At 47.4% G+C, this 11,338-nt stretch carries 9 protein-coding genes; 2 read left to right on the top strand and 7 right to left on the bottom strand.

The window, feature by feature from the left end:
* Window position 1 precedes the first annotated feature (1 nt).
* The 4 genes from H6F90_RS24890 to H6F90_RS24875 all read right to left on the bottom strand — a co-directional run bounded on the left by H6F90_RS24890 (window position 2) and on the right by H6F90_RS24875 (window position 4,165).
* Entirely contained in the window at window positions 2-1,090 is a 1,089-nt protein-coding gene (locus H6F90_RS24890; protein ID WP_190554766.1) for an Mrp/NBP35 family ATP-binding protein, read from the bottom strand.
* On the bottom strand, window positions 1,083-2,057 hold the full coding sequence (locus H6F90_RS24885; protein ID WP_190554765.1) for a HEAT repeat domain-containing protein: 975 nt from the start codon (window positions 2,055-2,057) through the stop codon (window positions 1,083-1,085). Before H6F90_RS24885 ends, H6F90_RS24890 begins: the two co-directional genes overlap by 8 nt.
* 9 nt (window positions 2,058-2,066) lie before the next feature.
* Complete coding sequence (locus H6F90_RS24880) at window positions 2,067-2,294, bottom strand: ferredoxin family protein (RefSeq protein WP_190554764.1); 228 nt, start codon at window positions 2,292-2,294, stop codon at window positions 2,067-2,069.
* A 167-nt stretch (window positions 2,295-2,461) separates the two neighbouring features.
* On the bottom strand, window positions 2,462-4,165 hold the full coding sequence (locus tag H6F90_RS24875; RefSeq protein ID WP_190554763.1) for a fumarate reductase/succinate dehydrogenase flavoprotein subunit: 1,704 nt from the start codon (window positions 4,163-4,165) through the stop codon (window positions 2,462-2,464).
* Window positions 4,166-4,394: 229 nt separating this feature from the next.
* On the opposite strand from H6F90_RS24875, the gene H6F90_RS24870 reads away from it, so the two are divergent.
* The gene (locus H6F90_RS24870) at window positions 4,395-6,410 is read left to right on the top strand and encodes a LysR substrate-binding domain-containing protein (RefSeq protein ID WP_190554762.1); all 2,016 of its coding nucleotides are present in this window, start codon (window positions 4,395-4,397) and stop codon (window positions 6,408-6,410) included.
* Window positions 6,411-6,425: 15 nt separating this feature from the next.
* Here H6F90_RS24870 and H6F90_RS24865 read toward each other — a convergent pair whose 3' ends face one another.
* The 3 genes from H6F90_RS24865 to H6F90_RS24855 all read right to left on the bottom strand — a co-directional run bounded on the left by H6F90_RS24865 (window position 6,426) and on the right by H6F90_RS24855 (window position 9,760).
* Window positions 6,426-7,241, bottom strand: coding sequence for an ABC transporter ATP-binding protein (locus H6F90_RS24865; protein WP_190554761.1), 816 nt, complete (start codon window positions 7,239-7,241; stop codon window positions 6,426-6,428).
* Window positions 7,242-7,297: 56 nt separating this feature from the next.
* A complete protein-coding gene (locus tag H6F90_RS24860; RefSeq protein WP_190554760.1) occupies window positions 7,298-8,191 on the bottom strand; it encodes an ABC transporter permease in 894 nt (297 codons plus the stop codon).
* Between the two features lie 75 nt (window positions 8,192-8,266).
* The gene (locus tag H6F90_RS24855) at window positions 8,267-9,760 is read right to left on the bottom strand and encodes an ABC transporter substrate-binding protein (RefSeq protein WP_190554759.1); all 1,494 of its coding nucleotides are present in this window, start codon (window positions 9,758-9,760) and stop codon (window positions 8,267-8,269) included.
* Window positions 9,761-10,448: 688 nt separating this feature from the next.
* On the opposite strand from H6F90_RS24855, the gene cysE reads away from it, so the two are divergent.
* A complete protein-coding gene (gene cysE / locus H6F90_RS24850; protein ID WP_190554758.1) occupies window positions 10,449-11,171 on the top strand; it encodes a serine O-acetyltransferase in 723 nt (240 codons plus the stop codon).
* Window positions 11,172-11,338 lie beyond the last annotated feature (167 nt).

Raw genomic sequence — 11,338 nt, 5'->3', positions numbered from 1 at the left:
ATTAGTTACCCATCCCCGGAAGTTGGAAAGTTTGGTGAATGCCAGCTGCAATCTGTTGAAATACCTGACTCGCCAAGGCGTTGGGGTCTGCGATCGCAATCGGTTGGCCTGCATCTCCGCCTTGACAGATAGGAGCCGCGATCGGTATTTCTCCGAGTAAAGGCGCTTGCAACTCAGTTGCTAACTGCTGGCCGCCGCCACTGCCAAAAATGGGAGTGCGATCGCCACAACTACCACAAACCAGATAACTCATATTCTCGATAATGCCCAGCACCGGAACTCCCACACGTCGAAACATATGGATACTCCGGCGGACATCCGCAACTGCAACTTGCTGGGGAGTCGTAACCAACAAGACACCCCGAATTGGGCTCTCCTGAATAATTGTGATTTGGGCATCTCCAGTGCCAGGGGGGAGATCGATCAATAAATAATCTAACTCGCCCCACTCTACCTCTTGGATAAATTGGGTAATAATTTTGTGGAGCACAGGCCCGCGCCAAGCCAAGGGATGATCGGGTTCTGCTAATAGCCCTACTGACATTACTTTGATGCCGTGGGCTTCTAGAGGGATAAATCGCTGCCCTGCTGGAGTCTCCACAATCTGTACTTCTGTCTGGTTTAGCCCCAACATCTGCGGAATATTAGGACCGTAGACATCAGCATCCAAAATTCCAACCTTCGCTCCTTGTTGGGCCAGTGCTGCTGCCAAATTTACCGACACTGTTGATTTACCCACACCTCCTTTGCCGCTAGAAATCGCCAACGTGGTCTTAACACCTGGAATCGTGCAAAGCTGAATATAGAGCTTTTTGCACCAAGTCAAATCAGACAAGCGCGATCGCACTTCGGCTTCTAGTTTCTGTTGATGAGTCCCAACATACAGCCGCAGATAAACATAATCCTCCACAATGCGGAGATTGCGCACCATACCCAAGCTGACAATGTCATTCTGTAAAACAGGTTCTACTACCTGTTTGAGGCGAGCCACTACCTCTGATTGACGTGCTAGCAATGATGGATCAGGAGCAGCTTCAGGGGGTGCTTCGGCGAGACTAGGAGAACGAAAAGGAGAAGAGTGGCTAGACATTAGGAGTCGCGTTGAGGGAGTTCTGAATTTTTTGGATAGCTCGTTGGGCGTAGATGCACACATCTCTGTCAGGATCATCTAGTGCCTGTTTCAAGGGATTGATGGCCGCAGGATGCAATAAGTTGCCCAGAGCGATCGCCGCTTCTCGCCGCACATCAGAATATTCATCGGCTAAAGCTCGGACCAAGTCAGGCATGACCTGCTCATCAGGTGTCCGCTGAAGTGCTTGAGCCACAGCCTTTCGTACCTGCCAGTGATCATCACTCAGGGCTTGCTGAAGCGTCGGGATGGCGGCTGGTGCTGCATGAATTGCAAGAGACTTAGCTGCATTCCGGCGTACTTGCCAATCAGCATCCGTTGTCAGAGCTTGACTCAACAGAGGCACCACTTCTGCATCGGTTAAATGCCCTAAGGTCAAAGCCGCCGCTCGTCGTACCGTTTCTGATGCATCTTGTAGGAGTGCCAAAGCAGGCTGGCAGCGATCGACTTGGTTTAGATAGCGCAAGGTCGTAATTGCCGCCTCCCGTAATTCTGGCAGCTCAGCCGCAAAAAATGGCAACACATAAGGGAGAGACTGCACATCATGAATTTTGCGCAGCAGCACCAGCCCATGAAACTGTAAGTGAGTATTCTCCTGCTGCAAAGCATCAAGCAACAATAGTAGGTGATCAGGAGAGACTAGTTCACCTAAAGCTGATTGTGCTTCCTCGCGAATTTCCTCATCAGGAGAATCCAAACAACCGATTAATGCTGGCACTGCAGCTGGATTAGCTAATTCCCAAAGCGCCGTTACTGCCAACTTTTGCACCACAGAACTTTCATCTTGCAACGCGGTCATGAGAGGCGTGAGCGCTGCCTCATCTCCTAAATGTTGCAGAGTTTTGACAGCAACTAAGCGATCGCTTACCTCAGGCGATCGCAACATCTCCAACCACGGCTCTAGCTCTTGATTCGTCTCTACAGACATCTCTCTTCCTTACCTTAACAAGAATGGAATTTTCACAGTGATCGCATTGGTGGGGCACTCCTTCTCGCAAGGTAAGCAGAACCAACACTCGTCATATTTCATGTAGGCTTTCCCTGTTTCAGGGTTTTTCGCCAAGACATCCAACGGGCAAACCTCAATGCAAGCTGTACACTTTTCCAAGCACTTCGACTCATCCACAATCACAGGCACATCTACCCGTTGTGTCGCTAACGCCATATATATTCTCCAAACTTACATTCCATTTCTCTATTTGTTGCTACAACTCTTAAGTAGCCTACCTTTTCTATGCTTCACCTACGCTGTCGAACCCTTTTTGGAGGGAGTTTGAGGGATGCAACCGTCCCTCAACGGGGGTTTGGGGGCGAGTGCCCCGAGGATCGGTTTCAACGAACCGCCACATCATAAACTTCTCGTTCCAAATCCACCTGCACTACATAAGGTTCTACAGGCCGCTTGAACAGATTCATCTCCCCTGTCTCATCTTGCTGCACAATGACATGGCAGAACCACTCTTCATTGTTCTTCTCTGGGCAATCTACGCGATAGTGATACAGACCCCAGCGGCTTTCTCGACGATACAAAGAAGCTCTTGCCGCCATCTCCGCACAGTCGCGGATAAAATGAACCTCCATACAGCGCATTAGTTCATGGGGATCGCGGGCTCCCATTTGGTCTAGGGCTTCGTGATAACGCACAAAATGTCTGAGGCCAATCTCCATTTTGTGATCTACTTTCGGAGGTTGCAGATAATCATTCACCAAGCGGCGTAGCTTAAACTCTACTTGCGTATGCGGGATACCGTCGGGGCGGCTTAAAGGAGCGTAGATGCGCTGTCTCTCGGCTTCCAGAAACTCTTGATCAGGCTCAACATGCTCTAAATCTTGGCCGTATTCCACGGCGTTGGTACCTGCCAAGTGACCAAAGACAAAGGCTCCAATCATATAGTTGTGAGGCACACTCGCCATGTCTCCCGCCGCATAAAGCCCAGGTACCGTGGTTTCAGCTTTTTCATTCACCCGGACCCCAGAAGCACTATGGCCGCTGCACAGACCAATCTCGGAGATGTTCATTTCGACTCCGTGGGTGCGGTAGTTTTCACCTCGCCCCTCGTGAAATCTCCCTCGGCTAGGACGCTCATTCGCCCAGAGAACCGATTCAATTTCAGAAATTGTATCCTCATCTAGATGAGTCATCTTCAATTGCACCGGACCCTTGCCAGAGTTCAGCTCTTTCCAAACTTCTAACATCATTTGGCCGCTCCAGTAGTCGCAGCTAATGAAGCGATGTCCCTCTGCATTGGCGGTATAAGCCCCAAACGGACTAGCTACATAAGCGCAGGCGGGGCCGTTGTAATCCTTCATCAAAGGATTGATCTGAAAACATTCGATGTTAGATAGCTCGGCACCTGCATGGTAGGCCATTGAGTAGCCATCTCCTGCATTGGTAGGGTTCTCGTAAGTGCCGTAGAGATAACCAGAAGCAGGTAAGCCCAAGCGCCCACAAGCTCCAGTACAGAGAATGACAGCCTTGGCTTGAATCACCACAAAATCACCATTGCGGACATCAAACCCAACGGCTCCGATCGCCCGACCGTCTTTGACTAAAATCCGCGTAGCCATGACGCGATTGGTGACTCTGGCCTTGTGACGCTTGACTTGGCGAGCCAAAATCGTCTTTAAGTCTTTTCCTTCAGGCATCGGCAACACATATTTGCCCACCCGATGCACTTGCTTCAAGTCGTAGTTGCCTTGAGCATCCTTTTGAAACTTAACGCCCCAGCTTTCTAGTTCTTGAATTGTTTCGTAACCGAGTTTGCCCGTTTGGTAAACCGCTCGCTGATCGAGAATGCCATCATTGGCGATCGTAACTTCTCGCACATATTGCTCAGGTGTAGAGTGACCCGGAATCACGGCGGTATTGACGCCGTCCATTCCCATCGCGATCGCCCCGCTACGACGGATGTTAGCCTTTTCCAGGACTAACACATCTCCTTCGGGGTTGGCTTGCTTGGCCTTGATCGCAGCCATTGTTCCCGCCGTACCGCCGCCAATCACTAGAACATCCGTCTTCAGCCATTGAGTATCCACTCAACCTATCCCTCTAGTAGCGATAATCTATTACTTCAGTAGTAAAAACTTGTCAGCAAGAATAACTTTAAAGGCTAGATCTTACTGAATCTCGAACAATGAAGACACTAAACTCATACTTTTATTTTGAAGCAAGAATCACTGTTTCTCTATCCACATCTTTTATTGACTGATAGAATACTTTGATATTGGCAAAATCAAGAAAATTTCAAATAAGGGTTGTGGGGCTGTGGAGGTTTATCAAGTTCGAGTTTTTCTGGAAGTTGCTCGATATTTAAGTTTTACTGAGGCGGCAGATACTCTGAACTTAACTCAGCCTGCGGTGAGTGCCAAAATTAAATCTTTAGAGTCAGAAATTGGCACTTCACTGTTTCATCGTTTAGGTCGCAAGGTTCAGCTTACAGAAGTGGGTCAATTTCTATATAACGAAGGCCAAAAGCTGATTGATCTAGAGAACCATCTACTCAAGACGATTGAGGAAATTAAACAAGGAAAATTAGGTCAACTAAAGGTTGGCTGCACTACTGCAATCGCGGAAAACTGGCTCCCAGAGGTACTCTTTCACTATCGTCAGCAGTATCCTGATATTCAAACTCAGTGTGTTGTGTTTGACTCAGCCGAAAGTCTGCATCGAGCTTTAACGAGCAACCAAATTGATCTAGGTGTTTCAGAAATTGATTTGGGTGATTTCGCTGAAATTTCAGCTACAGCGATCGCCCCCATTCACTATGCTTTGATCGTGGCAACAAACCATCCTCTAACCAAACAGAAATGGTTAAGTTTAAAGGAGTTGCAAAAGCAAAAATGGGTGGTACTACCTGCTAGTTCTGCAAATCGACTAGTTTTGGAATCTCGGCTAATCGAATTGGGGCGATCGCTCGCTGACTTTTCTCAAATGGAAACCGTTGACACTTTAAGCTTGGTACGGACTTATTTAACCCAAGGAAACTATGTGGGATTTGCTTCAGATTTAGAATTCAAATCTGAGCGGCAATCCCGTATTTTGACGAGCATTCCGCTTCAAGAATTTCCTTTACCAGGAAATGTATTTTTGTTGCTACCCCAGCGCTTAAGTCAGTCAGTTATACCACCCAGCGATCGCCCTAGCCGTAAATCTCCAAGCTTAAATCCGATCCAAAAGTTTGTGGCTCTCGTTCAACCCGCTCAAACTTCTACCTCTGAGTTAACGGCTGCGTCTCCTGCAACTGAACCCTCAGTGCGCCTGCGATCGCCCAGTTTAATTACGCGATCTCATCAAACTCACCACCCTGAAACGATCACCATTCGAATTGGGATACAGAATGCCACGATTCCCACAGTGACAGGAGGTTTAGTAATTCAGCGCTTGGGCTTGCTAGAACATTTCTTACCCAGGAGCGGTCGCTACAGTTCTACTCAATATCAAATTCAGTGGCAAGATTTCTCTCTGGGTGCCCCCATTATTCAAGGGTTACAGTCAGGGCAACTAGATGTTGGCTTATTGGGTGATTATCCTTCCCTGCTCAGTGCCACGCCTCCCTCAGACTCTCCTCATCCAGTCTCTAAAACTCGCTTGGTCAGTTTTGTCTCAGCTAATCCAGATGGCTCTTGCAATGCTGTGATTGTGCCGCATGAATCTAAATTGCAGAGTGTAGAAGATTTGCGGGGGCGAGTGATTGCGGTTCCCTTCAGTTCCTCCGCTCACGGCATGGTGATGCGATCGCTCCAAACGGCCAACCTTTTATCAGACGTAACCATTGCCGCACTCGATCAAGCGAACTTAAATCGTCCTTTCCAACACCCAACCAAACTCGCCGATGGTTATGCTCACTTTGCTCCCTTCCACGCGATCGCTTGCCAGCAAGGTAAGTTCCGTTATCTATTGGACGATGACTTAAGCGGTCTCCCGGCGTTTCATGCTGTCGTAGTGAGCGAAGTTCTAGCAGAACAACATCCAGAGATCGTGATTGCTTACTTGAAAGCCTTGCAAGCGGCTCAATATTGGTGCGCTAACACCTCTGCGGCTTTACCCTTGATTAGTCGTTGGACCCAACTTAATGCCGAAATCATTGTGCAACTGCTCAGCAGTACCTTCCAGAAGCAACAACCAGGACGTTTCTTTTCAGAAATGACCATTCGACCTGATTGGATCGCTCAACACATCGCGCAACTCAGCTTGATTCCAGGGAATGAGAGCCTAAAAGCGATCGATCTCAACCAATGGGTTCAATCAGACCTCCTCCAAACCGCCAAAGCTCAGCTCTAAACTACCTTCCTCCTTCTAAATATCCATACTCTTCAACGTTTCTTCTCGAATCAGATCAAAGATCTGACGGTTGAGTTGCACAAATTCGGGAGATAAGATGTCATCAGTGTGGCGAGGGCGAGGTAATGGCACCGTCAAGGTAGTCTTAATACGGCCTGGATTTACACCCATGACAAAGATGCGATCGCTTAGAAAAATGGCTTCTTCAATGTCATGAGTTACGAAAATAACAGTTGTCTTTAAGTCGCTCCAAATGCTGAGCAATAGCTCCTGCATCATATGTCGAGTTTGGGCATCCAGTGCTGCAAATGGTTCATCCATCAGCAACACAGAAGGAGAATTCACTAAGGCTCGCACAATACTGGCTCTTTGCTGCATTCCACCGGATAACTGGTGGGGATAAGAATGGCGATGCTTATAAAGCCCCACTCGGTTTAGATATTCATGTACCAGGGCTTCGCGTTCCGTCTTCGATAAACCGCGAATCTTTAAGCCAAATTCAATATTCTGAAGGGTTGTCTTCCAAGGTAATAGCGAATATTGCTGAAAGACAAAGCCTCGGTCGGCTCCAGGTTGATCGACTAAGCGTTGATCAACCGAGATATAGCCTCGATTAGGTCGAATGAAGCCAGCAATAGAGTTTAAGATTGTAGACTTGCCACAACCAGAGGGGCCGAGTAAACAGACAAATTCGCCAGGATTAATCTTTAAATCGATCGATTCTAGAACCGGAATATGATGTCCCCGACGCTTGAAGGAAACTGACAACTGCTCAACTTCTACTAGCCCTTTGACCGAAGGCTTGCTCGTTCTTTCTACTAACTTTGTCATAGTTTTGCTATCTCTTCACACTCACGAATTCATTAGCAATCCCTAGCGCTATGAAGCTAAGTTCGTTGTTTCTGAGTGATTCGCCAGGGCATGAGTAAGCCAGTCAAGCGATCGACTAAGTAAGTACTAAACAATCCCATCAAACCAATCAACAACATACCCATGACAATGGGGGGATAGTTAGAAGTGACATAAGACTCCCAAGTGATATAACCCACACCGTAGCGGCCTGCCAAGATTTCAGCCGTTACTAAACAAAACCAGGAATTCCCCATGCCAATCACCAGACCGCTAGCAATACAAGGCATGGCACCAGGGACCACAATATCCTTAAAGATATGCCACTGCTTAGCTCCTAGACATTGCCCCACTCGGAGCAAAATCACATCGGTTCCCTCCACCCCCCGAATTGTACTAATGAGGATAGGGAAGAAGGCTCCTAAAAAGGTGATGTAGATCATCCCTGCTTCGGACGTAGGAAACATCAAAATTGCTAAGGGAATCCAGGCAACGGCTGGGATGGGCCGCAGGATTTCTAGAGGCAGAAAGATTAAATCTTCTAGTTTTTGAAACCAGCCGATCAAGATCCCTAAGCTCACCCCTAATATAGTGGCAACACTGAAGCCAACTAACACTCGAATTGCGCTGGCCTGAATATGTACCATTGCGTTGCCCGTGAAGAATTCCACAGTCGCGTGAAAGACTTCTAATGGAGATGGCAAAAATTCAAAGCTGACAAAGAAATTAAACTTCGCCATACAGAGCAATTGCCAAATCCCAAAAAAGAGAACCAGAGAAAGGCATTGCCTGAGTACTTTACCTGTAGGGAAGGGCAAACGGGCAGACCGCTGACTACGTTGAGATTGGCTTCGCAGTTGGCTTACAAAGCCACTTAAGCTGCTGAGCCAGGTAGTTTTGCTAGAACGCTTAGAAGAAGAGGAGCTAGACATGCGACATCTTTCCGTGAAAGGAACTCAGGCAATACCCAAAATAGACAAAGTGTGATGTTTCAGGATAAATACGATTTACTTAGCAGCGATCGCGGCGGGCTGAGCACTTTGAGCATAGAGCGTCTGTAGGCCGTTAAAATCAGCGACCTTAGTTCCTGCTTTCTCGGCAAAGGCTTGGGCATCGGGTTCTAACAGGAAAGCCGCTACTTCATCACCGTTCTGCACGTAGAAGGACTTTTCGGCAAACAACTTCCAGCCATTGGTGCGATCGTGGACAAAAATAACGCTGGGGGTTTTGCCCTCTTTTTTGAGTTTGTCCAATGCCGTCACCATGTTTTTGATCGAAGCAAAGTTAATCACCTTATCTTCACCTTTGACCCAGACTTGAGCGGCTAACTTAGGCTCTGTAATCGGCTCTTGGGTCAGCGCATCTTTACCACCGATCACATTCTGATCAGCAAGAGTGCCAAGTTCCGCCTCACTCACGCCCAGTTCTTTAGTTGCCTGTTTCAGATAGCTGTCATCCGCCCAAGTTGCGACATCATCTGGATTGACGCTGGCATCTAATTTGCCAATTTGCTTGAGGGTGGTGACGCTATTTTTGAGCGCTGTCAACTGGTAAGACTGAATTCTGGGATCAAGCTTCTGAATGCCAGAAGGCCCCAGAAACATGTAAACCACTTCTTTTTCAATCCCAGACCATTTCTGAATGTTGCTAGCTACAACTTCTGGCTGCTCGCGGAAGAGTTTGTTTGCTTCCAGCACCGCCTTCAGATACGCCACCACAATTTCTGGGTTGGCTTCAGCAAAATCTGAACGCACCACTACCCCGTGAAAAGTGGGTGTGCCTGCTTGGGCACCATCCAAAATCTTGCGGGCGAAACCGCGAAATGGAAACAACTCGCCGTAAGGCACAAAGTCCGCATGGGCATCAATCTGGCTTTTTTGTAAGCTGCTACCTCCCACCTCTGGCGACTGACTGACTAGCGTGACATCTTTTTGTGGGTCAATTCCTGCATCTTTGAGTGACTTCAGGATCATGCCGTGGGCCGAAGAACCGAATGGTACAGAAATCGTCTTACCCTTCAGATCTTGCAGCGTTTTGTAAGGGCTGTCTTTGGGGACCACTACCGCGTTACCCGCGCCGTTGGGACTGTAAGCGAGGGTAGCAATGTATTTAGTTTTGACCCCATTTCCCTTCTTTTGAAATGTAGTGATGTTAATGGTAGAAGGGAAGTCTGCCATCATCCCAATATCAATTTGGTTCGCCAACATTTTGTTGGTGAGAGGTGGCGCAGAAGTATAGCTGGACCACTCAATTTTGTATTCTGTATTGGCGTACTTTCCGGTTTTAGGTAAGTATTTCTCTAGCAGTTTTCCTTCACGAATTACCGAGCCGCCTGTCACTGTATTGATGGTTTGATCTTGAGTGCCAATAGAAATACGAACTACTTTTTTTCCTGTATCAGCACCCAAACTATTAGTAACTTCTTTGGAACAGCCACTACTAAACAGTAAGGACACTGTAATTAAGCAGGAAACAGCACTTCTCCGAACAATTGAGTCCATAATTCACAGCAAGAACTAAGTTTTGAGCAATGATTCAGTGGCCCTATAAGTACAGGAGCTTACCTGCTGCACTTGATTGCCGACTGCCCCAGAGCGATGAATGTAGGCACTAACAGGACCCTCTCCAGTAGAATCTTAGGCAGTATACCTTTAAACTACGGTTAATCGATAGGCTTTTTGTAGTTAGTGATTGATTAAGACAATGCCATAGGCAAAACCAAAGTTCAAGCAGGTAGTTCAAGCTGCGAACTCAGTTAAATTTACTGACAGGAAAACCGCAAATGTATAGCTTTCAAGCAATTCCGCTAACAAACCAATCTGCGAACGCTTGGTATCGATAAACAAAACGATTGAGTCAATATATTTCTTCTATAGAAGTGCTCTATCTAGCTGAATGTTGTATCGCTAAATACAAGCTCTAAATAAAGTCAGGAATTTTTCATTCTACAGAAGCTAAATCTGAGGAATGACGGTTGTTCGGTGGAAAAGTAAAGGCGATCGCTCTCCACAATCACTCTCTACAATTACTGGTTTTCTAGGCCAGCTCGCTCTATAACTGCAAGGCATGATAGGATGCCATTGATCTAAAATACTATAACTTGATAGAGTTACCGTATATTTTATGCGAGTTTAGCTGGTTCCTAGTCTCCAGCGAAAAATACCTAAGCTTTTGAGAGGTCGAGCAACTATGGTGTTAGCGGATTTTCGGACAATTTACGAGCGAGATCCAGCGGCCCGGAATTGGCTGGAAATCTTATTTTGCTACCCTGGACTGCAAGCCCTACAGTTCCATCGCTTAGCCCACTGGTTACATGGTCTGAAAGTGCCTTTGGTACCTCGACTCATTTCTCAACTCAGCCGTTTTCTAACTGGAATCGAAATCCATCCGGGAGCCGAGATTGGCAAAGGAGTCTTTATCGACCACGGGATGGGAGTGGTGATTGGGGAAACAGCCATAGTGGGCGACTATGCCTTGATTTATCAAGGAGTTACCTTAGGTGGAACGGGCAAGGAAACCGGGAAGCGGCACCCAACGGTAGGAGACCATGTTGTGGTGGGCGCGGGAGCCAAGGTGTTAGGTAATATCCAAATTGGCCATCACACCCGGATTGGCGCAGGCTCAGTGGTGCTGCGAAATGTTCCTAGCTACAGTACTGTCGTGGGTATTCCTGGGCGGGTAATTCCTCAAGATCGCACAAGTGCGGGAATACCAGGCAATAGCGGCTTACGAGATGTGGAAGCGGAAGTAATTCAGCTATTGTTTGAGCGAGTTAAATTCTTAGAACAACAGATCGAGCAGTTGCAAGCGTCTGCTCCTTCACTTCCTGCCTCAAGCGAAGTAGGGGTGCCAAGTGAAAAAGCCAACTCTGACTTGATGATTGAAGAGTTTCTCAATGGAGCAGGCATCTAGCTTTCGTACCTGTCTTCTGAAGCTAGGTTCTTAAGCTAGAGATAAAAAACTTGACAGGACTTACGCAGAGACAGACATAAACTAGAGGCATGAGCTTCACCAAACTGGATTACTGCCAGTACTTACTAAGCAGTCCGATTAACTACACGATGACGAACTTGGCTGAC

Origin of the sequence: Trichocoleus sp. FACHB-591 (assembly GCF_014695845.1) — a bacterium.
GTDB lineage: Bacteria > Cyanobacteriota > Cyanobacteriia > FACHB-46 > FACHB-46 > Trichocoleus.
Note: the sequence above shows the minus strand (reverse complement) of the source record. Positions and strands in the feature narration are given on the sequence as shown.

What these genes read in the sequence shown, in the direction of transcription:
- H6F90_RS24860 (WP_190554760.1), bottom strand. Translation starts at nt 8,191, where the DNA reads ATGTCTAGCTCCTCTTCTTCTAAGCGTTCTAGCAAAACTACCTGGCTC.
- cysE (WP_190554758.1), top strand. Translation starts at nt 10,449, where the DNA reads ATGGTGTTAGCGGATTTTCGGACAATTTACGAGCGAGATCCAGCGGCC.
- H6F90_RS24880 (WP_190554764.1), bottom strand. Translation starts at nt 2,294, where the DNA reads ATGGCGTTAGCGACACAACGGGTAGATGTGCCTGTGATTGTGGATGAG.
- H6F90_RS24865 (WP_190554761.1), bottom strand. Translation starts at nt 7,241, where the DNA reads ATGACAAAGTTAGTAGAAAGAACGAGCAAGCCTTCGGTCAAAGGGCTA.
- H6F90_RS24855 (WP_190554759.1), bottom strand. Translation starts at nt 9,760, where the DNA reads ATGGACTCAATTGTTCGGAGAAGTGCTGTTTCCTGCTTAATTACAGTG.
- H6F90_RS24885 (WP_190554765.1), bottom strand. Translation starts at nt 2,057, where the DNA reads ATGTCTGTAGAGACGAATCAAGAGCTAGAGCCGTGGTTGGAGATGTTG.
- H6F90_RS24890 (WP_190554766.1), bottom strand. Translation starts at nt 1,090, where the DNA reads ATGTCTAGCCACTCTTCTCCTTTTCGTTCTCCTAGTCTCGCCGAAGCA.